Below are 24,991 nucleotides of genomic sequence, written 5' to 3'. Positions count from 1 at the left end.
ACAGGGTGCCCGGCGTGTGCCGGGCCTCGCCCCGACGGAAGTCGTAGTTCTCCCGGTGCCGTTTGGCGTCATCATGGAGCGGGACGCCCATGCCCTCCCCCCACGCTGGGCCGCCACCCGGGCACGGCCGTTCGAGGCCGCCGGGAGACGCCACATGCACAGGATGGCGATGCCGATCGACGACAACGACAAGGCCATAGCCATGTACAAGCTACTGATCGCCGACGATCACCCGCTGTTCCGCGAGGCCATCGGCCGGGTCATCCGCGACGGCTTCGACGCCGCCGAGGTGCTCGAGACCCAGGACCTCGAGGCCACCCTGGCGATGGCCAGCGAGCACGACGACCTGGACCTGATCCTGCTCGACCTCGACATGCCTGGCATGCATGGCCTGGGGGGACTGCTGCGGTTACGCAACGAGGCCCCGACGATCCCGGTGGTGATCATCTCCGCCGAGGAGGACAAGCAGGTCATCCTGCAGGCCGTGACCTATGGCGCGGTAGGCTTCATCACCAAGTCGTCGCCCCGCGAGCAGATGACCAGGGCGATCGCCCAGATCCTCGATGGCAACATCTACCTGCCTGCGGACATCATGCGCGCCACCGGCACCCCCCCGGGCCACGGCGCCGAACCAGGGCTCAGCCCCCAGCGGCTCGAGACCCTGACGCGCAAGCAGCTGGAGGTGCTCGAGCGCCTGACCCGCGGCGAATCCAACAAGATGATCGCCTACCACCTGAACATCGCCGAGACCACGGTCAAGGCCCATGTCTCGGCGATCCTGCGCAAGCTCGGGGTGCACAACCGGGTGCAGGCGATTCTCTCGGCCAGCGATATCGACTTCGACGCCTACCTCAGGCGTTGACCGTCAGCCTCGCCCGACCAACGTCTCACCGCGCCCCGCTCAGCAACTGCGCCAGCAGCATGCGCAGCTTGAGCGGTTTCACCGGCTTGTGCAGCAGGCCGTGGCCCCGCTCGCGCAGCTGCTGTCGGAGGTCATGGCTATGGTTGGCGGTGATCACCACCACCGGCAGCGGGACCCGGCGCGCGGCATTGAGCCGTTCGGCCAGCGCCACACCGGTGTCCCCCTCGTCCAGGTGATAGTCGACGACCAGCACGTCCGCCGGGGCGGTGGCGAGGTCGAGCTGGGCGGCCAGCGCCGCCTCGCTCTCGGCGACCCGGACGCGACATCCCCAGCGGCCGAGCAGCAGACGCATCGCCTCGCAGATGTCGGTGTCGTTGTCGATCACCCAGACGCGCCGCCCCTGCAGGGCCAGGTTGTCGCCCGGGGTCGACGCCGGCGCCGGAGCACCGCGCGGGGACAGCCGGCCGTGGGGCAGCAGGATGCTGAACCGAGAGCCGCGCCCGGCGATCGAGGCCACCCCCAGCGGATGGTCGAGCATGCGGGCGATCTTGTCGGCGATGGCCAGGCCCAGCCCCAGGCCGCGATCCTGGCGCTTACCGACGGCATGGGAGCGTCGAAACTCCTGGAAGATCGCCCCCAGTTCGGCTTCCTCGATGCCCATGCCGGTGTCGACCACCTGGATCTCCAGCCCCTCGGGGCGATGTCGGCAACCGAGCAGGATGCGCCCCCGCTCCGTGTAGCGGATGGCATTGGTCAGGAAGTTGCGCACCACCCGGGACAGCAGCTGGATATCGCTCTGCACCACGCCGTCGCTCGCCACATAGTGCAGCGCCAGGCCCTCGCTGGCGGCCACCTGGCGGTACTCCCGGGCCAGGCCGTCGAGGAGCTCGGCCACCGGGAAGGCGGCGACATCGGGGGTCACGACCCCGGCATCGAGCTTGGAGATATCGACCAGGGTGCCGAGTAGCGTCTCGACGTCCTTCAGCGAGCGACCGATCTGCTCGATCAGTTCCCGGCCATCCGCCGTGACCGCCTGCTCGCCGAGGGCCCCCGTGAACAGGCGCGCGGCATTGAGCGGCTGCAACAGGTCGTGACTGACCGCCGCCAGGAACTTGGTCTTCGAGAGGTTGGCCGCCTCGGCCTCGGCCTTGGCCTCGCGCAGGCGCTGCTCGACGGCGGCGCGTTCGGCGATCTCGCCGCGCAGCCGGGTGTTCACCCGGGTCAGCTCGGTGGTCCGCTCGCGGACCCGCTGCTCGAGGTTCTGGTAGGCCTGGTGCAATGCCTCGGCGGAACGCCGCCGCTCGGTGATGTCGCGGATCAACACGAAGAGCCCGAGCACCTCGCCGTCCTCGCCGACGTGGGGCACGTAGGCCCGCAGCAGGACCCGTTCCTGGCCATTGGCCCCGTGCTCGGGGAACTCGAAGGACACGCTCTCCCCGGCCAGCGCCCGGTCCAGGTAGGGGGCCAGGCGCGCGCAATGTTCGACGCCGTGCAGGGCCGTGAGCTCGCCGCCGAGCAGCAGGTCCCGCGGCCAGCCGTACCATTCCTCGTAGACGCGATTGGTGAACACGTAGCGCAGGTCGCGATCGAGGTAGGCGATCATCGCCGGCAGTTCGTCGGTGATGGTACGGATCCACCGCTCGCGCTCACGCAGGACCTCGGCATGGCGGATGCGCTCGGTGACGTCGGTGTAGGTCAGTACCTGGCCGCCGCCGGGCATGGCATGGCCGCGCACCTCCACCACCCGGCCATCGGGCAGCTGGCGCTCGCAGGGGGTGGTGACGCCGCGGGCGTCGCCGGCGACGATCAAGGCGCTGCGCCCCTGCAGCACCGCCAGGTCGTGGGGCACCTCGAGGGAGGCGAGCCCGGTCAGGGTCCGGAAGCGCTGGTTGCACATCTCCAGCTGGCCACCGGCACCGATCACCGCCACGCCCTGGGACAGGCTGTCCAGCGTGACCTGCTGCAGGCGACTCTTCTGGGCCAGGGCGTGCTCGCGGCGGGCATGCTCCTGGCGCTTGAGCGCGGTGATATCGACGTAGAGCATCACCCGCCCCCCGCCGCGGGTGGGCCGCTGGTGCACCTGGACCCAACGGTCGTCATGGAGGCGATAGAGGGTGCGCCGGTCGCCATGGCCAAGCTGCTCGCTGAGCACCAGCCCCGAGGCCAACGCCAGGCGACGCAACTCCTGCATGTGCATGCCGTTCGCGATGTGGATTCCTGCCGGGCGCCAGAACTCGGCGAAGCGGCTGTTGAAGCGTTGGATGCGCTGGTCGGCATCGAACAACACGAAGGCGTCGGTGATGCTCTCGATGGCATCGACCAGGTACTGGCCGGCGGTCTCGGCGCGTTCTCGGGCCTCGACCAGCAGGCGGTTGCTGGCCCGCAGCTCGTGCATGGCCTGGTTGAGCTCCTGAGTCCGCTCACGGACCTGCTCGGCGAGCAGCGCGGCATGCTCGAAGGCCGCATAGGGGGCACTGCGTGGCAGGTTGCTGGCCTCGACGCGCTCGATCAAGGCCGCATTGATGCGCTTGAGCTTGGCGACCTCGCGCTCCAGGGCCCGCTCGCGCTCGCCGGGCTCAGGAGCGGCGGCGTCCATGGCCGATGACGACCCCGGTAAAGGTCTGGTTGAGGTGAAGGCCATTGCATTGCTCTCCGTAGGTATTGAACCCCACCACGTGATAGCGGCTCAGCAGCCGGGACGCGGCCTCGCTCAAACCGTCCAGGTCGATCTCCAGGCGACGCAGGAAACAGTCGCAACCGATGACAAGCCGCGGTGGCCCCAGGCGCGCGACGATATCGTCGAGCACGCGTTGCAGGTCGTCGAGCAGCGGCGCGGCGGCCATGGCGGTGAGCACGATGCCGTTCTCCACGGCGCAGTAGAAACTCAGGCTGAGGTCGTCGTTGACGCGCTGGATCGAACGCACATAGGTCTGGTCGTGCAGCCGCACGGCCAGCGGATGGCGGGCGAAGACCGCCTCGCCCAGTTCGTCCACCGCACAGCCCACCAGCCGGGCGTACTCCTCGGCGGCGGGCTCGGCATTGAGCTCGATCACGCGACGCTGCTCACGGTCGGCGGCGGTCACCACCAGCTTGTCGTCCAGGGGACGCAGGTGATGGGTGGTGAACACCTCGAAGTCGAGCACGCTGTTGACCATCACCACCACCGCCGCCCCGCTAAGAAAGCGCCCCTCGCCGTAGACATGGGTGCCGGCGAGCCGGTTGTCGTCGCCGGCGCTGCCGCCGAAATGGGGAATACTGCCGAGCGCGGCATTGAGGGTCGCCAGCACCCGCTCCTCGCTGGCCGAGAGGCCATCGAGCAGGGTCAGAGCGAAGGTATGGGCCTTGATGGGGGCGATCGCCGCCTGACGACAGCGGTCGAGCAGCCGGTCGCTCAGGCGCTGGGCATCGAGCAGCGAGACACCGTCGAGATCCTCGATCAGCGCATGGTCGAAGGCGAAGTAGCGTTGATCGAAGCCGATGGCGGTGATGCCACCGCGGCCATAGCCGCCCTCGCCGATCTCGCCGGCGGTGGTGCAGCCGCACAACGAGACGCCGCCGAAGTGCTCCTCAAGAGCGCGTCCCAGGGCCTCGAGATCGTACTCCGCGGAGCAGAAGAACAGCACCCCGCCGAGGCAGGGATGCAACAGGCGACGGGCCAGGTCCTGGGCGGCCATGTCCGGGTCCCGGGCCCGCGACTGGGCGACCAGCACGGGGGACGCCGCGGGCGCGTCGGCGACAGGCGGCAAGGGTGACGGCTCGATCTCCATGCGGGATCACTCATCGGCGGGACGGTCTCTCCAGTCTAGAGAGAAGCGCCGCGGCGGGATATGCGACTTGGGTGCCGTCTGCGACACCGGGAGTGCGACTTGGGTAGTAGTCGCCGGGGCGCTCACTGTCCCCTCAGGACCTGGCCGACAACCGCACCAGAGTGCCCACCTCGCGGTCAGGCGCCCCCAGCGGTTGGCGCTCCTGGCTTGCCAGCCACGCCGGCGTCGCCTGGGTCCCACCGAACGCGTCCCGGTCCAGCGACGGCAAGCGTGTCTGGGGCGTCAGCGCCATGTCGGCGCCCAGGCGTCGCAGGGCGTCATGGGCCGGCGTGTTGGCCTTGACCAGCCGCCCGCGACGATCGAAGGCCAGCAGACCCTCGCCCGGCCAGCGGCGGAAGGCATCGCGGCTCGCCTCGATCACCCGATCACGGCACTGAAAGTAGCCGGCCATCAGGTTGGCCTCGATCATGCGGGCGGCCGACATCGCGAAGTCCAGGGCATGGGGCCGATAGCTGCGGGTCCGGCCCGAGACATCGATTACCCCCAGCACTCGGCCGTCGTGGGGGTCGCGGATCACATCGGCCGAGCAGGTAAAGCGTTTGATACCGGTGCAGAAGTGCTCGGCCCCGTAGAGCTGTACCGGCTCGGCGGCGGTCAGGGCCGTGCCGATGGCGTTGGTGCCCACGTCGCGTTCCGACCAGAGGCCGCCCGCCATCAGGTTGACCGTCTCGGCCTGGGCACGGGTCCGATGGTCCCCGGCGACATCCAGGACGAGTCCCTCGGGATCGGCCAGCAACACCAGGTTGTCCTCCTCGAGAAGCAGCTCGCCGGCCCGAGCCAGGACCGGTTGCGCGGCCTCACGCAGAGCCGCCTGGCGATCGCGATGCCGATCGAGCGCCTGCGTGTCGGCCACCAAGGGCGCATGGCGCCGCTCCGGGTCGACCCGGCCGGCGTGACAGCGATGCCAGGATGCCTCGACGACCGGCCGGATATGGTCGGCGCCCACCTCCTGGTCCTCGACGAAGCGCTCCCATAACACCAGCAGGCGGCGGTGATCCCGGGGATTGCTGAAGCGACCGGCAAGATCCTCGGGCTGCGCCGTGGCCCTGGCCGCCTGCTGGCGGGTGAAGAATTGGTCGTGGCGAATGAAGCCCGCCACGATGCCGGGCTTGACCGCCTCGACCCGGCCATTGGCCAGGCGCGAGACGACCAGGTCATCGGGCAGGCCATCCAGCAGGTGCATGGGAGCCTCCAGGCCGCTGGCGAACCGGGAGGGGTAGACGATACCGGTATCCATGTCGTAGAAGGCGGGCCGAAACCCCTGCGAGCGGTTGCCCGCGCTGACGCCTCCACTGCCGCGGAAGAACTGGTTCTGTCGCCGCAGCATCGCCAGCGTCAACTCGTTGGGGCCAGCGGAAGACGAGGTCGTAGAAGGGAAGGCGGTTGTCATCGGCGGCTCCGGTCATCAGGCCTCGCATGCAGGCCACATGGACGGTCATCCATCCCGTGGAATGGGAGTCGGGTTCTCCCGGGGTCCCATGCCTCCTTGTCGCAGTAGCAGTCTAGTCTCCCGCGGCCGGTATAGCGGGTGACTGCAACGCCAGGGCGTCGGCCGGTATCACGTCGTTTGGGCCACATGGCCTGCCTCCTGGGTAACCCACCGAGAGAGTGGCGTCTGCCACCTCCAGTAAAGCACAGGGACCGGACCGATCCTTCGATACTTTGGCAGGAGAGAGTGGGCATTTAGTCCTATGCCGGAGGGCGGCGGACGACGGAATCCAACTTGCGGCGGTGCCGGGAGGGAGACGGGGCACCAACAAAAAGCCCGTGGCATCTGAGCCACGGGCAAGGATCGGAACAGCAAGGGTCAGCAGGCCATCAGGGCCGGGGCGTCAGAACCAGATCTCGCTCTGTACGCCGAAGGCCCACTGGCTGCCGGCGAAGCCTTCACTGCCGAAGGCATCGTCATCGCTGAACTCGTTGAGCTCCTCGTCCCAGTCGCTGAAGCTGGCGAAGACGCGAATCTCCGGGCGCTGCCAGAAGCCGCCCACATCGGGCTTGAAGGTCGGCGCGATGGTGAACCTGGTGTATCCCCCCTCGGCAGCATTGCGTCCCTTGAACCCGGCGGGATCGAAATCGAGGTACTGGTAGCTGGCCTCATACTGCATCTCGAAGTTGTCGGTGAGCTCGTTGGCCAGACGCGCGTTGACCGTGGCCCAGCGGTACTCATCGCCCTCGGCGAAACGATCCTCGCTGGTCTCGGCCATCAACGCCGGCGCGATGCGCCACTTGGGCGCCAGGTAGGTGGTCCCGTAGAGCGCCACTCGGGTGGAGGCGGCTTCCTCGGTCAGGTCGCCATTGGAGCCCAGTCCCTTGACCTCGGCGCCCAGCCCCTGGCCATGCATCACCGCCGCCTTGAAGTTACCGTCGCTCAAGCCGAAGAAGCTGTCGCCATGGTAGGCCACCATGGTATGGAAGCCGTCGTCGGCGGCCGAGTCACCGCTCTCGAGCAAGCGCATATCGTTGTCGGCGGCGGTCAAGCCGTTGACCATCCATTGCCAGTTGCCGAAATAATTGTTGACCGTGTAGATGAAGCTATCGGTGTCGTTCTCGTTCGGATCGGCTTCCTCGATGACGGGAAAGTCAGTGAAGCTACGTCCATAGACCGAGAAATTGGCCTTCCAGCTGTCGGCGAGCTGGACATCGTAGAGCCCGCCGCCGGTGCCGGCCAGGAACACGAAGTCGGTATCCAGCCAGTGGATATCGAAGTTGTCGCGATCGAAGCGCTTGCCGGCCCAGATCGAGGCATCCTCGAAGGCCCCGGTGAAGCTCGGCAGCTCGCTCAACTCGACATAGACATTGCGCACGTTGAGATTCGACTCCTCGGCGGTCCAGTCGTTGCTGGTCCGCACGCCGTCGGCGAACATCAAGCGGTAATCGGCGACGGCGCCATTATCGAAGCGCTGCCGGTAGTTCAGCTTGGCCTCGGCATAGGTATCCGGCTCATTACCCAGGCGACCCACGGCACCGCCGAGGCCTCCGGCGGGGGTGATATAGGGACCGCCCTCGGTGCTCTTGCCGTCCTCGCCGATCAGCAACCCCGAGCGCGCATAGGCACCGAAGGTGAAGCCTTCGTCGCTGTCGGCCTTCTCCTCGACCCTGGCCAGACGAGCCTCGATCTCGTCTTCCGACAGGCGATCCTCGGCCTGCCGTTCGGCCAGTTCAGCGCGCTGCTCGGCGGCGTCGGCGCGCCGCTCGGCGGCGACGATGCGCTGCTCCAGCTCGGCGAGGCGCGCCTCGAGGTCACCCTGGCCCTGGGCACTGGCAAGGCCGCTGGCCCCCAGACCGGCGGCGGCGATGGCGATGGCGAGCGGTGACTTGATCTTGCAGGAAGCGGGGAAGGTCATGGTGAGTATCGCCCTTTGTTGTTGTCGCGGGAGGTCATGTCGAACATCGTGTCCATGCGCCAGGGATGAGGCGTCTCGCCGTCCTGCCTGCGGGGCCCTTGCCGCGGGAGCGGTCGACCGAGGCACGGGGGCATGAAACACGCCTCGAAACTTAATCGATTAAGCCTCAGGGGACAAAAAAAAATTGTAATATTACGACCTATGTCTAACGAGGAGTCAGGAACCTCTCTGATATTAGTAACATTACCTAATTAAATGGCCTGCTAGTGATTCACACGCTCAATGCCCCCCACGATGTCTGTGACGAAAGTCTAGGTTGCAGTCCGTCGCCACCACCGCTTAACTGAGCGGCAAGCTCATCTTAATCGTTTAAGAGGTCTTAAGGCCCACCCGCCATGAGCGACGGTAAGGGTGTCGACGAATCACACCCGGTCCCGGACAACAACAAGCGACGAGGAAACCCATGCACAAGAAGACATTTCAGAAGACCCTGATCACCTCTGCGCTCACCCTGGCCGGAGCCGCGAGCGCCGCCGGCCCGGCCCTGGCCGCCGAGCTGACCATCTCCTGCGGCGCGGTGGGCGCCGAGCTGACGCTGTGCCAGCAGGGCGTCGCGGCGTGGGAGGAGAAGACCGGCCACCAGGTGGATATCGTCTCCACCCCCAACTCTTCCACCGAGCGCCTGTCGCTCTACCAGCAGATCCTCTCCGCCCAGTCCAGCGACATCGACGTGATGCAGATCGACGTGGTGTGGCCGGGGCTGCTGGCCAACCACCTGCTCGATCTCAACGAGACGCTCGGTGAAGACGCCGCCAAAGGCCATTTCGAGACCATCGTCGCCAACAACACCGTCGACGATCGCCTGGTAGCGATGCCCTGGTTCACCGACGCCGGCGTGCTCTACTACCGCAAGGACCTGCTCGAGAAGCACGGTTTCGAGGCCCCCGAGACCTGGGCCGAGCTCACCGACATCGCCACGGAGATCCAGGCCGCCGAGCGCGAGGCCGGCAACGACAAGATGTGGGGCTACGTGTTCCAGGGGCGCGCCTACGAGGGCCTGACCTGCAACGCCCTGGAATGGGTGGCGAGCCACGGCGGCGGCACCCTCGTCGATGCCGAGGGCGAGATCACCATCGACAACCCCCAGGCCGCCGCGGCGCTCGACCTGGCCGCCAGCTGGCCCGGCGAGATCTCGCCTGCCGGCGTGCTCAACTACACCGAGGAGGAGGCGCGCGGCATCTTCCAGTCCGGCAATGCGGTGTTCATGCGCAACTGGCCCTATGCCTGGTCGCTGGCCCAGAGCGAGGACAGCGACGTGGCCGGCAAGGTCGGCGTGGTCAAGCTGCCCCACGGGCCCGACGGCGACAGTGCGGCGACGCTGGGCGGCTGGAACCTGGCGGTCTCCAAGTATACCGAGAACCGTGAAGCCGCCGCCGACCTGGTGGCCTTCCTGACCTCCGAGGCCGAGCAGAAGCGCCGTGCCATCGAGGGCGCCTACAACCCCACCCTCACCTCGCTCTACCAGGATGAAGAAGTCCTCGAGGCGGTGCCCTTCTTCGGCACCCTCTATGACACCTTCACTAATGCCGTGGCCCGCCCCTCCGCCGTCACCGGCGACCACTACGGCCGGGTCAGCAACGGCTTCTTCAACGCCGTGCACGACGTGATGTCCGGCAACCAGAGCGGTGCCGAGGCCGTGTCCCGGCTGGACAGCGAGCTGTCCCGCATCAAGCGTCGTCGTTGGTAACCCAGGAGGCACCCATGTCAACTCCCGCAACCGATCCCACCCCCCAGGCGGTGCATTCTGCCGTGCCCTCGCCCAAGGCGGGCTATCGTGGCACCAAGGTCCGCCGCCAGCGGGTCCGCGCCGCCTGGACCTTTCTCGCGCCGATGCTGGTCGCGCTGGTCCTGGTGGCCGGCTGGCCGCTGCTGCGCACCTTCTATCTGAGCCTCACCGATGCCTTGCTGTCGGATACCACCGGCGCGGCCTTCATCGGCTTCGAGAACTACCTGGTCTACGACGACGGCGCCTGGTACGGCCTGCTCACCGATCCGGTGTGGTGGAATTCGGTATGGAACACCGTCTACTTCAGCGTGGTGTCGGTATCGCTCGAGGTGGTCTTCGGCATCATCGTCGCCCTGCTGCTCAACGCCGAGTTCAAGGGCCGCATGCTGGTGCGCGCCGCAGTGCTGATTCCCTGGGCCATCCCCACCATCGTCTCGGCCAAGATGTGGGCCTGGATGCTCAACGACCAGTTCGGGATCATCAACCACATGCTGATGGCCCTGGGCCTGATCGATGCGCCCCTGGCCTGGACCGCCGATGCCGACCTGTCCATGTGGGCGGTGATCATGGTCGATGTGTGGAAGACCATTCCCTTCGTCGCCCTGCTGGTGCTGGCCGCCCTGCAGATGCTGCCCAGGGACTGCTACGAGGCCGCCGAGGTCGACGGCATCCACCCGGTCAAGGTGTTCTTCCGGGTCACCCTGCCGCTGATCACCCCGGCGCTGCTGGTGGCGGTGATCTTCCGCATGCTCGACGCCCTGCGCGTGTTCGACGTGATCTACGTGCTGACCTCCAACTCCACCAGCACCATGACCATGTCGATCTACGCCCGCCAGCAGCTGGTGGAGTTCCAGGACGTGGGCTATGGCAGCGCCGCCTCGACCCTGCTGTTCCTGATCATCGCCCTGGCCGTCGTCATCTATCTCTACCTGGGCCGCCGTCAACTGGGAGTCGACCAATGAACCAGTATCAGCTGATCAAGCTCGCCAAGCGGGTCGGGCTCTATGCCCTGATCGCCGTGGTGATGGTCTACGCCATCTTCCCCTTCTACTATGCCGTGATCACCTCGCTGAAGCCGTCGAGCGAGCTGTTCCGGGTCGATTTCTGGCTGTCGTCGCTGGACTTCGGCAACTACGTGCAGATCTTCACCCAGAAGAGCTTCGTGCGGGCCATCTTCAACTCCATCATCATCTCGCTGTCGGTGGTGCTCATCGCCCTGCTGCTGGGCATCACCGCCTCCTACGCCCTGGGCCGGGTACGCTTCCGCGGCCGCACCACGGTGATGCTGGTCATCCTCGGCGTGTCGATGTTCCCCCAGGTGGCGGTGCTCTCCGGGCTGTTCGAGGTCATCCGCTCGCTGAACCTCTACAACAACCCGGGCGGCCTGATACTCAGCTACACCATCTTCACCCTGCCCTTCACCGTCTGGGTGCTGACCACCTTCATGCGCCAGCTGCCCATGGAACTGGAAGAAGCCGCGATCATGGACGGCGCCACCCCCTGGGTGACCATCACCAAGGTGTTCCTGCCGCTGATGTGGCCGGCCATGGCGACCACCGGGCTGCTGGCCTTCATCGCCGCCTGGAACGAGTTCCTGTTCGCCCTGACCTTCACCCTCACCGACGACCAGCGCACCGTGCCGGTGGCGATCGCCCTGATCTCTGGCGGCAGCCAGCACGAGCTGCCCTGGGGCCCGATCATGGCCGCCTCGGTCACCGTCACCGTGCCCCTGGTCATGCTGGTGATGATCTTCCAGAAGCGCATCGTCTCCGGCCTCACCGCCGGCGCCGTCAAGGGATAAGCCTCATGTCATCGATGGACAAGACCATGCAAGACAACCTGACCTGGTGGCGCGGTGGCGTCATCTACCAGATCTATCCGCGCAGCTTCATGGACGCGAATCATGATGGGGTTGGCGATCTGGCGGGGATTACCGAGAAGCTCGATTACGTGGCGAGCCTGGGCGTCGACGGCATCTGGCTGTCGCCCTTCTTCACCTCGCCGATGCGCGACTTCGGCTACGACGTCAGCGACTACCGCGACGTCGACCCGATGTTCGGCACCCTGGACGACTTCAAGGCCCTGCTCGCCCGGGCCCACGCGCTGGGCCTGAAGGTGATGATCGACCAGGTGATCAGCCATTCCTCGGATCAGCATCCCTGGTTCCAGGAGAGCCGCGCCGACCGCACCAACGCCAAGGCCGACTGGTACGTGTGGGCCGACCCCCGACCCGACGGCACCCCGCCCAACAACTGGCTGTCGATCTTCGGCGGCGCGGCCTGGACCTTCGACTCCCGGCGCCGCCAGTACTACCTGCACAACTTCCTGACCAGCCAGCCGGACCTCAACTTCCACCATCCGGCGGTGCGCCAGGCCCAGCTGGACAACCTGCGCTTCTGGCTGGAACTCGGCGTCGACGGCTTCCGCCTGGACACCGTCAACTTCTACTTCCACGACGCCGAGCTGCGCGACAACCCGCCGGTGCCGGCGGGTGAGGCCAAGACCCTGGGGGCGCCGGACGCCAACCCCTATACCTGGCAGCGCCACGTCCATGACCTGAGCCGCCCGGAGAACCTCGACTTCCTCAAGGACCTGCGGGCCCTGATGGACGAGTTCCCCGGCACCACCACGGTGGGCGAGATCGGCGACGATAACCCGCTCGAGCGCATGGCCGAATACACCGCCGGTGGCGACAAGCTGCACATGGCCTATGGCTTCGACCTGCTCAACGAGCCGCACTCCCCGGCCTACATCCGCCAGGTGATCGAGCGCTTCCAGCGCCTGGCCGGCGATGCCTGGCCGTGCTGGGCGCTGTCCAACCACGACGTGGTGAGAAGCGCCACCCGCTGGGGTGCGGGCGAGGACCCCGTGGCCTACCCCAAGGTGGCGCTGGCGATGCTGTTGTCGCTGCGTGGCAGCGTCTGCCTGTACCAGGGGGAGGAGCTGGGCCTGCCGGAGGCCGAGGTGCCCTTCGCGCGCCTCCAGGACCCCTACGGCAAGGTGCTGTGGCCGGAGTTCAAGGGCCGCGACGGCTGCCGCACGCCGATGCCCTGGAGCGATGCGCCCCAGGCCGGCTTCACCGCCGCGGACGTCGAGCCCTGGCTGCCGGTCGACGACCGCCACCAGCCGCTGGCGGTCGACCGCCAGCAGGACGGCCGCCACTCGGTGCTCAACGCCACCCGCCGCCTGCTGGCCTTCCGCCGGGAGCACCCGGCGCTGGTCGACGGCGATCTGTCGCTGGTCGACGTCGGCGAGGACCTGCTCGGCTTTATCCGCGAGAAGGACGAGGAACGGCTCCTCTGCGTGTTCAACCTCGGCGCCGAGACCCGGAGCACGACGCTGCCACGGTCCGGCACCCCGCTCCAGGGCCACGGCTTCGCAGCGGTGCTCGACGGAGACACCCTGACCCTGCCGGCCTACCAGGCCGCCTACCTCAAGCTCGATCGCTAACACCGAATCACAACAATGCCGGTCCCGGTGGCCGGCGAGGAGTCGCAAGATGGCAAGCGTGACCCTGGAAAAACTCAACAAGGTCTTCGGCCACACCCATATCATCAAGGACGTCGACCTCAAGGTCGCCGATGGCGAGTTCGTGGTCTTCGTCGGGCCCTCGGGCTGCGGCAAGTCCACCCTGCTGCGGCTGATCGCCGGCCTGGAGTCGATCACCGACGGTGATCTCAAGATCGCCGACGGCGTGGTCAACGACCTCCCGCCCCGCGAGCGTGGCGTCGGGATGGTGTTTCAGTCCTACGCCCTCTACCCGCACATGTCGGTCTACGAGAACATGGCCTTCGGTCTCAAGCTGGCCAAGATGGCCAACGAGACCGTCGACGACCGGGTAATGGCCACCGCGCGCATCCTGCAGCTCGAGGAGCTGCTGCACCGCAAGCCCAAGGAGCTCTCCGGCGGCCAGCGCCAGCGGGTGGCCATGGGCCGCGCCATGGCCCGCGAGCCGCGCATCCTGCTGTTCGACGAGCCGCTCTCCAACCTGGATGCCTCGCTGCGCGTGCAGATGCGCAACGAGATCGCCCGCCTGCACCACCGCCTGGGCTCGACCATGATCTATGTCACCCACGACCAGGTCGAGGCCATGACGCTGGCCGACAAGATCGTGGTGCTGCGCGACGGTCGCATCGAACAGGTCGGCAGCCCCCAGACCCTCTACCAGCAACCGGCCACCCGATTTGTCGCCGGCTTCATCGGCTCACCGACCATGAACTTCATGCCGGCCGAGCTGGTGAACAGCGATGGCGAGGGGTGCCGGGTCAAGGCGCCGGGGCTCGGCGAGCTGGCGCTGCCCCAGGATGCCAGCGGCGAAACCCGCGGCGCCGACCTGACCCTGGGCGTGCGCCCCGAGCACCTGCGCCTGGCCGAGGCCCAGGGCGAGAACGCCTTCGAGATCGTCAACGTCGAGTACCTGGGCAACGAGGTCTACGTCTATCTCGAGCCCAAGGCCGGCGACACCCTGTTGATCCATCGCAGCGAGGCGCCGAGCCGCTGGGACATCGGCCAGCGGGTGGCGCTGGTCCCCGACCTCGAGCACGTGCACCTGTTCGACGTCGAGGATCGGGCCCTGGGCCTCGCCAAGCGGCGCCAGGCGGCCTGAGCCCCACCCTACCCACTCCTACCCGCACTTGCCGACGGAAGCCGCGGCTTCCGTCGCCAGGAGACCCGATAGATGTCGTTCTCTCGACCCCCACACGACGAGCAACAAGACTGGTGGCGTGGCGCGGTGATCTACCAGGTCTACCCGCGCAGCTTCCTGGACACCAATGGCGACGGCGTCGGCGACCTGCAGGGCGTGATCGACAAGCTCGACTACATCGCCTCGTTGAATGTCGATGCCATCTGGCTGTCGCCCTTCTTCACCTCGCCGATGAAGGACTTCGGCTACGACGTCAGTGACTACCGTGGCGTCGATCCGATGTTCGGCACCCTGGCGGACTTCGACCGCCTGGTGGAGGCCGCCCACGCCCGGGGGCTCAAGGTCACCATCGACCAGGTGCTCTCCCACACCTCCGACCAGCATGCCTGGTTCCAGGAGAGCCGACAGAGCCGCGACAACCCCAGGGCCGACTGGTACGTGTGGGCCGACCCCCGGCCCGACGGCGCCCCGCCCACCAACTGGCAGGCGATCTTCGGCGGATCCGCCTGGCAGTGGGACACCCGCCGCTGCCAGTACTACCTGCACAACTTCCTGGTCGAGCAGCCGGACCTCAACTTCCGCAACCCCGAGGTGGTCGAGGCCATCCTCGGCGAGGTGCGCTTCTGGCTGGAGCGCGGCGTCGACGGCTTCCGCCTGGATGCGGTGAACTTCTGCACCCACGGCGAGCTCAAGGACAACCCGCCCAGGGAAGAGATCGTGGAAGGCTTCATCGGCGTGCGCCCGGACAACCCCTACGGCTACCAATTGCACCTGTACGACAAGACCCAGCCGGAGAACCTGGCCTTCCTCGAGCGGCTGCGTGCGCTGCTCGACGAGTATCCCGGCACCACCAGCGTCGGCGAGGTCGGCGACGACGATTCCCTGGGGGTGATGGCCGAGTACACCCGGGGCGGCAAGCGCCTGCACATGGCCTACTCCTTCAACCTCTTGACCGACAACGCCGATCCTCGGCATCTGCTCGAACCGCTGGAAGAAATGGAGGCGCGCATCGGTGACGGCTGGCCGTGCTGGGCGCTGGGCAACCACGACATCACCCGGCTGGCCACCCGCTGGGGCGCCGAGGACGATGCCGCCAGGCTGCGTCTCTACCTGGCCTTCCTGCTCACCCAGCGCGGCAGCGTCTGCCTCTACCAGGGCGAGGAACTGGGCCTGACCGAGGCAGAACTGAGCTTCGAGCAGCTGGTCGACCCCGCCGGCATCACCTTCTGGCCGAGCTACAAGGGGCGCGACGGCTGCCGCACCCCCATGCCCTGGCAGGCCGACGCCCGCCACGGCGGCTTCTCCCGGACAGCGCCCTGGCTGCCGGTGCCCGACGACCACCTGGGCCTGGCCGTGGACCGGCAGGAGGCCGACCCCGACTCGCTGCTCAACGCCTATCGCGCCTTCCTGGCCTTCCGCCGTCGGCATCCAGCGCTGGTCAAGGGCGAGATCCGCTATCACCCGTTGCGCGACGACGTCATGTGTCTCGAACGCCGCCATCGGGGTGAACGCCTGCTGGTGGCGCTGAACTTCGCCGGTGGGCCCCGCGAGCTGGGCGCCCCCCGGGACGCCCGAGCACTCGACGACGCGCCGGCCATGGTCAACGGCCGCTGGCAGGACGGCACGCTGCGACTTCCGGCCTATGGCATCGCCATCGCCCGCTATCCGGACGCCCCCTTGGGGCAAGCGAGCTGGCATCCCTGAGCCCGCCCCGGGCAGGCACGACATGCGGAGATCACTCCGCCCGCACTCCACAACGACAACACCAGGAGTCCACTCCATGATCCTCGACAACGCCAAGCAACAACGCCGCGCCCTGATCGGCGCCCTGGTCCTCGGTGGCTCGGCACTGTCCGCCCAGAACACCCTGGCGGCGGAGATCGCCATCGCCTGCGGCGCCGGCGACGCCTCCGACTACTGCCCAATCGCCGCCCAGGAGTGGGCCGAGGAGACCGGCCATACCGTGCAGGTCGTCTCCACCCCCAACAGCTCCACCGAGAAGCTGTCGCTCTACCAGCAGCTGCTGGGCAGCCAGTCCAGCGACATCGACGTGCTGATGGTCGATATCATCTGGCCGGGCATGCTCGACGACCACCTGGTGGACCTCTCCGAGTACCTGCCGGAGGACGCCACCGAGGGCTTCTTCCCGGCGCTGGTCGACAACAACACCGTCGACGGCCGCCTGGTGGCCATGCCCTGGTTCACCGATGCCGGCCTGCTCTACTACCGCAAGGACCTGCTGGAAAAATACGGCCATGAGGTCCCCGAGACCTGGCAGCAGTTGACCGACATCGCCACGGACATCCAGGCCGCCGAGCGCGAGGCCGGCAACGACGACTTCTGGGGCTTCAGCTTCCAGGGCCGCGCCTACGAGGGCCTGACCTGCAACGCCCTGGAGTGGGTGGCGAGCCACGGCGGCGGCACCCTCGTCGACGAGCAGGGCGAGGTGACCATCGACAATCCCCGCGCCGCCGCCGCGCTCGACCTGGCCGCCTCCTGGGTCGGCACCATCGCCCCGGAAGGCGCGCTGAACCACACCGAGGAGGAGACCCGCGGGATCTTCCAGTCCGGCAATGCCCTGTTCCTGCGCAACTGGCCCTACGTATGGTCGCTGGCCAACGGCGAGGGCAGCGAGGTGGCCGGCAAGGTCGGAATGGCGCCGCTGCCCCACGGCCCCGAAGGCGAGGCCAAGGCCACCCTGGGCGGCTGGAACTTCGCCGTGTCGCGCTACTCCGAGCATCCCGAGCTGGCCGCCGACCTGGTCGCCTTCATCACCTCCCGGGAGCAGCAGAAGGCCCATGCCATCCAGAATGGCATGAACCCCACCATCGAGGCGCTCTACCAGGATGAGGAGGTACTGGCCAGCAACCCTTCCATGAGCGAGCTCTACGAGACCCTGACCAATGGCGTGCCGCGTCCCGCCACGGTGACCGGCGATGCCTACGCGCGAGTCTCCAACGCCTTCTTCAACCGTACCCACCAGGTGCTCTCCGGCGATCTCGACGGCGCCAGCGCCGTCCGGCAGCTGGGGCGCGAACTCGAGCGCCTCGGCCGCCGCGGCTGGTAAGGCCATGTGTGTCGCCCGGTCGGAGCGGTTCCGGCCGGGCCCTCCCTCGCACCCACCGACAGGAACCCCAGGATGACGCTTTCCCAATTGCGCCAGGACGCCCGGCATGACTGGTGGCGGGGCGCCACGATCTACCAGATCTACCCGCGCAGCTTCATGGACTCCAATCAGGATGGGATTGGAGATCTCGCCGGGATAACGGCGCGTCTCGAGCATGTAGCGAGCCTCAATGTCGATGCCATCTGGCTGTCGCCCTTCTTCACCTCGCCGATGGACGACTTCGGCTACGACGTCGCCGACTATTGCGACGTCGACCCCATGTTCGGCAACCTCGACGACTTCCGCACGCTGGTCGACCGCGCCCATGAGCTCGGGCTGCGCGTGATCATCGACCAGGTGCTGTCGCACAGCTCCGACCAGCATGCCTGGTTCCAGGAGAGCCGCCAGGACCGCACCAACCTCAAGGCCGACTGGTACGTCTGGGCCGACCCCAGGCCCGACGGCACGCCACCCAACAACTGGATGGCGGCCTTCAGCGGCCGCGCCTGGACCTTCGACGCCCGGCGCCGCCAGTATTACCTGCACAACTTCCTGCCCAGCCAGCCGGACCTCAACTTCCACCACCCCGACGTCCAGCAGGCGCATCTCGACAACCTGCGCTTCTGGCTGGAGCTCGGCGTCGACGGCTTCCGCTTCGACGTGGTCAACTACTACTTCCACGACCCGGCCCTTACCGACAACCCGCCGATGCCCCGCGAACGGGTCCACCCCGGCAACCCCCAGAGCTACCAGTTCCAGCGCCACAACATCGAGCAGCCCGAGAACCTGCCCTACCTCGAGCGCATCCGCGCCCTGCTCGACGAGTACCCGGGGTCGACCACCGTGGGCGAGATCGCCGGCAACGACCAGCTGCCGATCATGGCCGCCTACACCCAGGGCGACAAGCGCCTGCACATGGCCTACACCTTCGACCTGCTGGACTCGACCGGCGACGCCGCCGAGCTCTACGGCGTGCTGGCGCGCTCTAGCGAACTGGGTGAGGACACCTGGCCGTGCTGGGCGCTGTCCAATCACGACGTGGTGCGCAGTGCCACCAGCTGGGGCGAGGCGCGTGCCCTGCTGGCGCTGACCGTGCTCTGCTCGCTGCGCGGCAGCCTATGCCTCTACCAGGGCGAGGAGCTGGGCCTGCCCGAGGCCGAGCTGGCCTATGAAGACCTGCAGGATCCCTTCGGCATCAACCTGTGGCCGGAGGTCAAGGGCCGCGACGGCTGCCGCACGCCGATGGTCTGGGACGAGACCGCCAACGGCGGCTTCTGTGCCGAGGGCATCGCGCCCTGGCTGCCGGTCGACGCGCGGCATCGGCCGCTGGCGGTGACACGCCAGGAGGCCGACCCCGACAGCCTGCTGAATCGGGTACGCCAGTTGCTGAAGCTGCGCGGGGCGAGCGAGGTGCTGCGCCAGGGCGACCAGCAATTGATCACCCCCGAGGCGCTGCCCGAGGACATCTTCGGCGTGATTCGCAGCCACGGCGAGCGGCGCCTGCTATGCCTGGCCCACCTGGGCCGCGGCGAGGCGCCGGCGACGATCGCCCCCGATGCGCTGGTGGACGGCATTGCCGGTTGGCACAGCCTCGCGCTGCCGGGCATGCCGGCCCCCGAGATGGCGGGCCGCGCCCTGACGCTGACGCCGGGCAGTGCCGCCTGGCTGGAGCTGCGCTGACGTCTCCCCCCATGGAGGACGCCGTGCCCCGACCACGCGCGTCCTCTTCATCCCCAACGACAACCACAAGCCTGGAGCCCCCCGGAATGCCTCGCATCGCCCATCCCACGCGTCGTCCCGCCATGCACCTGCTGAAGGGGGGCGCCGGCGCACTGCTGCTCGGCGGCGCCGCCCTGGCCACACCCCAGGTGCTGGCGGAGGAAATCGCCATCGCCTGCGGCGCCGGCGATTCCTCCGACTACTGCCCGGCGCTCGCCGAGCAGTGGGCCGAGAAGACCGGCAATACAGTCAACGTCATCTCCACGCCCAACGACGCCACCGAGAAGCTGTCGCTCTACCAGCAGCTGCTGGGCAGTCAGTCCGGCGACATCGACGTGCTGCTGATCGACATCGTCTGGCCGGGGCTGCTCGACGACCACCTCGTGGACCTCTCCGAGTACCTGCCGGATGACGCCACCGAGGGCTTCTTCCCGGCGCTGGTCGACAACAACACCGTCGACGGTCGCCTGGTGGCCATGCCCTGGTACACCGATGCCGGCGTGCTCTACTACCGCAAGGACCTGCTGGAGAAATACGGCCATGAGGTCCCCGAGACCTGGCAGCAGCTGACCGACACCGCCGCGGCGATCCAGGCCGCCGAGCGCGAGGCCGGCAACGATGACTTCTGGGGCTTCAGCTTCCAGGGCCGCGCCTACGAGGGCCTGACCTGCAACGCCCTGGAGTGGGTGGCGAGCCACGGCGGCGGTACCCTCGTCGACGCCGAGGGCGAGGTGACCATCGACAATCCCCGCGCCGCCGCCGCGCTGGACCTGGCCGCCTCCTGGATCGGTACCATCGCCCCGGAAGGGGCGCTGAACCACACCGAGGAGGAGACCCGCGGCATCTTCCAGTCCGGCAACGCGCTGTTCCTGCGCAACTGGCCCTATGTGTGGTCGCTGGCCAACGGCGAGGGCAGCGAGGTGGCCGGCAAGATCGGCATGGCGCCGCTGCCCCACGGTCCGGAAGGCGCCAGTGCCGCGGCTCCGGGCGGCGAAAACCAGAGCGTGGCCACCCTGGGCGGCTGGAACGTCGCCGTGTCGCGCTACTCCGAGCACCCGGCGCTGGCCGCCGACCTGGCCGCCTACATCACCGCCGCGCCGCAACAGAAGGCCCACGCCGTCAAGATGGGCCGCAACCCGACCATCGAATCGCTCTATCAGGACGAGGAGGTGCTGGCCAGCAACCCCGCCATGGGCGATCTCTATGAATCCCTGGCGGGCGGGGTGCCGCGCCCCTCCGCGGTGACCGGCGATGCCTATGCGCGGGTCTCCAACGCCTTCTTCAACCGCACCCACCAGGTGCTCTCCGGCGACCTCGACGGCGCCGGCGCGGTCCGGCAGCTGGGCCGCGAACTCGAGCGCCTGGGCAGGCGCGGCTGGTAAGGCCATGTCTGCCGCCCGGCCGGATCGCCTCCGGCCGGGCCCTGCTACGCGCCAACCGATAAGGAACCCCAGGATGACGCTTTCCCAGTCGCGCCAAGACACCCGCCACGACTGGTGGCGTGGCGCCACCCTCTATCAGATCTACCCGCGCCGCTTCATGGACGCCAACGGTGACGGCATCGGTGACCTGCCCGGCATCACCTCACGGCTCGAGCATGTGGCGAGCCTGGGTGTCGATGCCGTCTGGCCGTCACCGATCTGCACTTCGCCGCTGAAGGACGTCGCGTCCTTGCCCGAGCCGGCTAGGCAGCCCTGCCATTCGCGGCTATGATAGAAGGCTAACTAAATCGATACAGAGTCGTTCTCTCATCCAGGATCCGAGTCGCCACGTGTCTTCGCCACGCCGCATCACCCTGAAGGAGCTGGCCGCCGAGTTGGGCGTCTCCACCGCCAGTGTCTCCAACGCCTTCAACCGCCCCGACCAGCTCTCGCCGGCCCTGCGCGAGCGCATCCTCGGCGAGGCCAAGCGCCTGGGCTACCGGGGCCCCGATGCCAAGGCGCGCAGCCTGCGCACCGGACGCTCGCGGATCATCGCCGTGGTGCTCGCCGAGAGCCTGACCTACAGCCTCAACGACGCCGTGGCCAGCGAGCTGCTCTCCGGCATCGCCGAGGTCCTCGATGCCCATGGCCATACCCTGCTGCTGCTGTCGGGACGACAGCATGCCTCCCAGGCGCCCGGCTCGGCCAGCATCGCCGACGGCTTCATCGCCTACGGCCTGCTGCCGCCGACCCTGATGGTTTCGGCCGACCTGCCCGCCCAGCGCCCGCTGGTGGCCGTCGACTTCAGCCCCGAGGGCTACCCGGCGGTACATATCGACAACGAACCGGCCAGCCACATGATCGCCCGGCATGCCCTGCGCACGCCGCCGCGCCGGCCGGCGATCGTCAGCCTGCGGCTCACCGCCGAGCCCTGCAACGGCCGCGTCACCCAGGCACATACCCAGCTTCCCCCCGAGCAGACCATCACCCGCTCGCGGCTGGCCGGCTTCCATCGGGCCCTCGAGGAGCGGGGTTTCACGCCCTCCGCCGTCCCCATCTGGAACATCGAGGAGAATACCTTCGAGGTCTGCGCCCCGGTGATCGCCGAGATTCTCGACCTGCCCGACGAGGAGCGCCCCGACCTGCTGCTGTGCATGTCCGACCGCATCGCCCTGACCGCCCTGACCCTGGCCGAACAGCGCGGTATCCGCGTGCCCGAGGACCTGCGTATCACCGGCTTCGACGGCATCGCCGAGGGCCAGTACCGGGCGCCACGGCTGACCACCGTGCGCCAGGACAGCGTCGAGAAGGGCCGCATCGCCGCGCGCATGATCCTCGGGCTGGAGCCCGCCGAACCCAGGCTGCTGCACACCGCCCTGATGATCGGCGACTCCTGCCCCTGACGCCGCCGTCCGGCCTGGACTGACGATGCTCACGAGCGGCATTGCCAGCCGATGACAGGAACCGGCCACAGGACCGGCGGACGGCACCGAGGATCAGGGAGTGAGGGGGGCCTGCGCGAGAGCTGCCAGGGTGGTCTGCAGCGTTGTCCTCAGGGCCGCCAGGGTCTCCTCGGCCCCGCCCAGCCGTCCGGCATGGGCCGCCTGCTCGAGCCGCGTCGCCAGCCCGGCGACCTTGACGGCACCGAGGCTGGCGGACTCCCCCTTGAGTTGATGGGCCAGGCGCTCACTCCCCGTCGTGTCGCCCTCGGCCACGGCGGCCTCCAGCGCCGCCAGGTGCTCCTCCGCCTGATCGCGGTAGCGTTGCACCAGGGCATCGACCCCGGCACGCCCCAGGCTCTCGTGAAGGGCCGCCATGACCTCGGGGTCCAGCAACTGGTCGGGCCCGACCATGGCCCCGCGCCGTGCCAGGGCAGTCCGGGCCCGACTCGGCTGACGCTGTCGAAGGTGGCGCTGCAACACGTTCAGCAGGGCATCCTGCATCAGCGGCTTGACCAGGTAACCGTTCATGCCCGAGGCCAGGCAGCGTGCCTGGTCGCCTCCCGGACCGCCTGCGGTCATGGCGACCACCGGCACCTCGGCCAGCCAGCCCCCCCGGCCACGCAGCCGACGCGTCACTTCGAGGCCATCCATGTCGGGCATCTGTACATCCATGAAGATCAGGTCGAAAAACTCCCGGCTGGCCGCGTCCAGTGCCTCGGTCCCGGAGCTCACCAGGCTGACGCGGCACCCCAGCTTGGCGAGCATGGCCTGCGCCACCTGTTGGTTCACCGGATTGTCCTCGACCACCAGCAAGCTGGCCTCGGTCAGCGGCTGGGCGGGGGCATCGCCATGCGCCCAGAGAGCCACTGCCGACGCCGGCGCGGCCTCGACCAGGGGGAGACGGAACCAGCAACGGCTGCCCACTCCCGGCCGGCTCTCGATGCCGATTCGTCCCCCCAGCGCCTCCACCAGCCGCTTGCTGATGGCCAGCCCCAGGCCGGTGCCGCCGACGCGCCGCGCCGTCGAGGGGTCGCCCTGATGGAAGGGCTCGAAGAGCAGCGCCTGCTGCTCGGCCGGAATGCCGCAGCCCGTATCGACGACCGCGATGCACAGCGCCTCCTGCCCCGCCCGATCGACCTCGACGCGCACCGCGCCATGGTCGGTGAACTTGATGGCATTGGACAGCAGGTTGAGCAGCACCTGGCGCAGGCGGCCGGGATCGCTGACCACGCGCTCGGGCAGTGACGGGGACAGCTGCGCCGTCAGCGACAGGCCACGGGCCTCGGCATGGGGCGTGAACAGCGAGACCGCACCGTTCACCAGCTCGCGGAGCGACAGCGGCCGGTGTTCCAGGTCGAGGCGGCCGGCCTCGATCTTGGAGAAATCCAGGATGTCGTTGATCAGTTCGAGCAGGCGCTGGGCACTCTCGTGAATGGTATCGGCGTAGTGGCGGGCCCGATCCGGCAGGGACTGATCCACCAGCAGGTCGCTCATGCCGATCACGCCGTTGAGCGGCGTGCGGATCTCGTGGCTGACGGTGGCCAGGAACTCCGACTTGGCCTGGCTTGCCGACTCGGCGCGGCGCGCCGCGACCTCGAGCTCCCCGCTGAGCGTCTCCAGGGTGCGCCTCGCGGCGGCGTTGTCCCGTGCCTCCCGGAACAGGAAGGTCACCACCATCATCGCCGCCACGCTCATGGCCAGGATCAGCACCAGCAGCAGTCCATAGAGCCACTGCAGGCGCTCGCGCTCGCGGGTCGAGGCCTCGGCCATGTGCCCGTTGACGCTGATGATGAGCCGCTCGGAGGGAGTGCTGAGCCGGCCCAGTCGCTCGATCAGGGCCCGCCGTGCCCCGGCATCCAGGCGGTCGAGGCGCTTGATCCTGGCATCCAGCGCCTGGAGATGGGTCTCGATCTGGTCGATCAGATCGGCGGTACGGGGAATCGCCCCGACCAGCTCGGCGACCTCGCCGCCGCGCAGCAGCGACAGCCGGCTGTAGAGCAACTCGAAGCGCAGGCGGGCCTCCTCCAGCGTCGCCTGGCCATCCTCGCTCAAGGCCAGGAAGCTGCGCAGCTCCACGGTGTCCCGATCGAGCTTGTAGGCGTGCCAGACGGTGTCCTCCCCGACACGCCAGATCAGGCTGTCCTGCCGCCAGGCCACCAGCCCCACCACCAGCAGGGCGCCGGCGAACAACAGCAGGGCGGCGATGGCACCGAACTTCAGGCGCAAGGGGTATCGCGGCACCGAACTCCTCCTTGATGATCGGCCGTGCCGGCGTCAGTAGACCTCGATACGGTTGACCTGCCAGACCGAGCGGAAGCGAATGGCTTCCGTCACCAATTCGGGGTGGGCGTCGAAAGGGTACAGCACGAACAGCGGGCCGAAGTCCCGGATGGGCATGGGCGTGCCGTTGCGCTGCATGGCCAGGATGACGTCGTAGCGCTCGAAGTCGCTGACCGGGATCATCGCCTCGAAGCCGTTCAGGGCGCTCACTCGCACACGACGCCCCTCGGCCCCCACCGCCTGGAGAATCGCCTCGGCCAGCGGCCCTGCGAAGCGGTTGCTCTCGGGGTGCCAGGGCGTACTGGTGACGATGGTGCGGGCGGGCAGCGCCTCGAGCATGGCCCGATCGAAGCGGGCCTCGTCACCGACATTGGTACGGGTGATATCCCCCCCCACGGTCAGCATGATCGGGCCGTCGGGCACCGGCAGTGCAGCGGCTTCTTCGGCCGCCTGAGCAGACGGCATCGCCAGGCAGGTCAGCAGCAGCCCGCCGATGAGGTTGAGAAAGATGCGGGGACGCATGGCAGGACTCCCGATTGCCGGTCGTGTCGGCGCC

General features: G+C 68.1%; 17 protein-coding genes and 1 pseudogene. 12 read left to right on the top strand and 6 right to left on the bottom strand.

All coding sequences use genetic code 11. The features are described 5' to 3' along the window. Positions 1–202 precede the first annotated feature (202 nt). Entirely contained in the window at positions 203–862 is a 660-nt protein-coding gene (locus FHR97_RS15770; RefSeq protein ID WP_183384834.1) for a response regulator, read from the top strand. A 25-nt stretch (positions 863–887) separates the two neighbouring features. Here FHR97_RS15770 and FHR97_RS15765 read toward each other — a convergent pair whose 3' ends face one another. From FHR97_RS15765 to FHR97_RS15750, 4 genes are all read right to left on the bottom strand, one after another. After that, positions 888–3,458 carry a hybrid sensor histidine kinase/response regulator gene (locus FHR97_RS15765; protein ID WP_221187825.1) on the bottom strand — a complete coding sequence of 857 codons (2,571 nt, stop codon included), beginning with the start codon at positions 3,456–3,458 and terminating at the stop codon, positions 888–890. After that, positions 3,439–4,629, bottom strand: coding sequence for a nitric oxide-sensing protein NosP (gene nosP / locus FHR97_RS15760; RefSeq protein ID WP_183384753.1), 1,191 nt, complete (start codon positions 4,627–4,629; stop codon positions 3,439–3,441). Before nosP ends, FHR97_RS15765 begins: the two co-directional genes overlap by 20 nt. Before the next feature lie 133 nt (positions 4,630–4,762). Then, the gene (locus FHR97_RS15755; RefSeq protein ID WP_183384752.1) at positions 4,763–6,079 is read right to left on the bottom strand and encodes a sigma-54-dependent Fis family transcriptional regulator; all 1,317 of its coding nucleotides are present in this window, start codon (positions 6,077–6,079) and stop codon (positions 4,763–4,765) included. A gap of 442 nt (positions 6,080–6,521) precedes the next feature. Next, entirely contained in the window at positions 6,522–8,036 is a 1,515-nt protein-coding gene (locus FHR97_RS15750) for a carbohydrate porin (RefSeq protein ID WP_183384751.1), read from the bottom strand. A gap of 463 nt (positions 8,037–8,499) precedes the next feature. On the opposite strand from FHR97_RS15750, the gene FHR97_RS15745 reads away from it, so the two are divergent. The 11 genes and pseudogenes from FHR97_RS15745 (at position 8,500) to FHR97_RS15695 (ending at position 22,116) form a co-directional block, all read left to right on the top strand. Then, positions 8,500–9,783 (top strand): ABC transporter substrate-binding protein, encoded by a 1,284-nt coding sequence (locus tag FHR97_RS15745; protein WP_183384750.1) that lies wholly within the window; start codon positions 8,500–8,502, stop codon positions 9,781–9,783. A 14-nt stretch (positions 9,784–9,797) separates the two neighbouring features. Next, the gene (locus FHR97_RS15740) at positions 9,798–10,784 is read left to right on the top strand and encodes a carbohydrate ABC transporter permease (RefSeq protein WP_183384749.1); all 987 of its coding nucleotides are present in this window, start codon (positions 9,798–9,800) and stop codon (positions 10,782–10,784) included. Beyond that, complete coding sequence (locus FHR97_RS15735; RefSeq protein WP_183384748.1) at positions 10,781–11,623, top strand: carbohydrate ABC transporter permease; 843 nt, start codon at positions 10,781–10,783, stop codon at positions 11,621–11,623. Before FHR97_RS15740 ends, FHR97_RS15735 begins: the two co-directional genes overlap by 4 nt. A gap of 26 nt (positions 11,624–11,649) precedes the next feature. Continuing rightward, on the top strand, positions 11,650–13,272 hold the full coding sequence (locus FHR97_RS15730; RefSeq protein ID WP_183384747.1) for an alpha-glucosidase family protein: 1,623 nt from the start codon (positions 11,650–11,652) through the stop codon (positions 13,270–13,272). 49 nt (positions 13,273–13,321) lie between these two features. Further along, a complete protein-coding gene (locus FHR97_RS15725) occupies positions 13,322–14,428 on the top strand; it encodes an ABC transporter ATP-binding protein (protein WP_183384746.1) in 1,107 nt (368 codons plus the stop codon). A gap of 72 nt (positions 14,429–14,500) precedes the next feature. After that, the gene (locus FHR97_RS15720; protein ID WP_183384745.1) at positions 14,501–16,171 is read left to right on the top strand and encodes an alpha-amylase family glycosyl hydrolase; all 1,671 of its coding nucleotides are present in this window, start codon (positions 14,501–14,503) and stop codon (positions 16,169–16,171) included. A gap of 76 nt (positions 16,172–16,247) precedes the next feature. Then, positions 16,248–17,534: an ABC transporter substrate-binding protein gene (locus tag FHR97_RS15715; RefSeq protein ID WP_183384744.1), complete on the top strand. Its 1,287-nt coding sequence runs from the start codon at positions 16,248–16,250 to the stop codon at positions 17,532–17,534. A gap of 72 nt (positions 17,535–17,606) precedes the next feature. Beyond that, the gene (locus FHR97_RS15710) at positions 17,607–19,253 is read left to right on the top strand and encodes an alpha-amylase family glycosyl hydrolase (RefSeq protein ID WP_183384743.1); all 1,647 of its coding nucleotides are present in this window, start codon (positions 17,607–17,609) and stop codon (positions 19,251–19,253) included. An 86-nt stretch (positions 19,254–19,339) separates the two neighbouring features. Further along, positions 19,340–20,674 carry an ABC transporter substrate-binding protein gene (locus FHR97_RS15705; protein ID WP_425486097.1) on the top strand — a complete coding sequence of 445 codons (1,335 nt, stop codon included), beginning with the start codon at positions 19,340–19,342 and terminating at the stop codon, positions 20,672–20,674. A gap of 73 nt (positions 20,675–20,747) precedes the next feature. Then, positions 20,748–20,954: pseudogene (locus FHR97_RS15700) on the top strand (alpha-amylase family glycosyl hydrolase); the annotation flags it as partial. Positions 20,955–21,063: 109 nt separating this feature from the next. Then, the gene (locus FHR97_RS15695; RefSeq protein WP_183384742.1) at positions 21,064–22,116 is read left to right on the top strand and encodes a substrate-binding domain-containing protein; all 1,053 of its coding nucleotides are present in this window, start codon (positions 21,064–21,066) and stop codon (positions 22,114–22,116) included. Between the two features lie 93 nt (positions 22,117–22,209). On the opposite strand, the gene FHR97_RS15690 is transcribed toward FHR97_RS15695, so the two are convergent. Both FHR97_RS15690 and FHR97_RS15685 read right to left on the bottom strand, forming a co-directional pair. Next, complete coding sequence (locus FHR97_RS15690; RefSeq protein WP_183384741.1) at positions 22,210–24,396, bottom strand: ATP-binding protein; 2,187 nt, start codon at positions 24,394–24,396, stop codon at positions 22,210–22,212. A 33-nt stretch (positions 24,397–24,429) separates the two neighbouring features. Beyond that, positions 24,430–24,957: a putative pterin-binding protein gene (locus FHR97_RS15685; RefSeq protein WP_183384740.1), complete on the bottom strand. Its 528-nt coding sequence runs from the start codon at positions 24,955–24,957 to the stop codon at positions 24,430–24,432. Between the last annotated feature and the right edge of the window lie 34 nt (positions 24,958–24,991).

Source organism: Halomonas stenophila (genome assembly GCF_014192275.1).
Taxonomy (GTDB): Bacteria; Pseudomonadota; Gammaproteobacteria; order Pseudomonadales; family Halomonadaceae; genus Halomonas; species Halomonas stenophila.
The sequence above is the reverse complement of the archived record's forward strand: the minus strand, read 5'-3'. Positions and strand labels throughout refer to the sequence as shown.

Bases quoted from the DNA above. Each gene is read 5' to 3' on its own strand.
- FHR97_RS15770 (WP_183384834.1), top strand. From the start codon at position 203: ATGTACAAGCTACTGATCGCCGACGATCACCCGCTGTTCCGCGAGGCC.
- FHR97_RS15765 (WP_221187825.1), bottom strand. From the start codon at position 3,458: ATGGACGCCGCCGCTCCTGAGCCCGGCGAGCGCGAGCGGGCCCTGGAG.
- nosP (WP_183384753.1), bottom strand. From the start codon at position 4,629: ATGGAGATCGAGCCGTCACCCTTGCCGCCTGTCGCCGACGCGCCCGCG.
- FHR97_RS15755 (WP_183384752.1), bottom strand. From the start codon at position 6,079: ATGACAACCGCCTTCCCTTCTACGACCTCGTCTTCCGCTGGCCCCAAC.
- FHR97_RS15750 (WP_183384751.1), bottom strand. From the start codon at position 8,036: ATGACCTTCCCCGCTTCCTGCAAGATCAAGTCACCGCTCGCCATCGCC.
- FHR97_RS15745 (WP_183384750.1), top strand. From the start codon at position 8,500: ATGCACAAGAAGACATTTCAGAAGACCCTGATCACCTCTGCGCTCACC.
- FHR97_RS15740 (WP_183384749.1), top strand. From the start codon at position 9,798: ATGTCAACTCCCGCAACCGATCCCACCCCCCAGGCGGTGCATTCTGCC.
- FHR97_RS15735 (WP_183384748.1), top strand. From the start codon at position 10,781: ATGAACCAGTATCAGCTGATCAAGCTCGCCAAGCGGGTCGGGCTCTAT.
- FHR97_RS15730 (WP_183384747.1), top strand. From the start codon at position 11,650: ATGCAAGACAACCTGACCTGGTGGCGCGGTGGCGTCATCTACCAGATC.
- FHR97_RS15725 (WP_183384746.1), top strand. From the start codon at position 13,322: ATGGCAAGCGTGACCCTGGAAAAACTCAACAAGGTCTTCGGCCACACC.
- FHR97_RS15720 (WP_183384745.1), top strand. From the start codon at position 14,501: ATGTCGTTCTCTCGACCCCCACACGACGAGCAACAAGACTGGTGGCGT.
- FHR97_RS15715 (WP_183384744.1), top strand. From the start codon at position 16,248: ATGATCCTCGACAACGCCAAGCAACAACGCCGCGCCCTGATCGGCGCC.
- FHR97_RS15710 (WP_183384743.1), top strand. From the start codon at position 17,607: ATGACGCTTTCCCAATTGCGCCAGGACGCCCGGCATGACTGGTGGCGG.
- FHR97_RS15705 (WP_425486097.1), top strand. From the start codon at position 19,340: ATGCCTCGCATCGCCCATCCCACGCGTCGTCCCGCCATGCACCTGCTG.
- FHR97_RS15685 (WP_183384740.1), bottom strand. From the start codon at position 24,957: ATGCGTCCCCGCATCTTTCTCAACCTCATCGGCGGGCTGCTGCTGACC.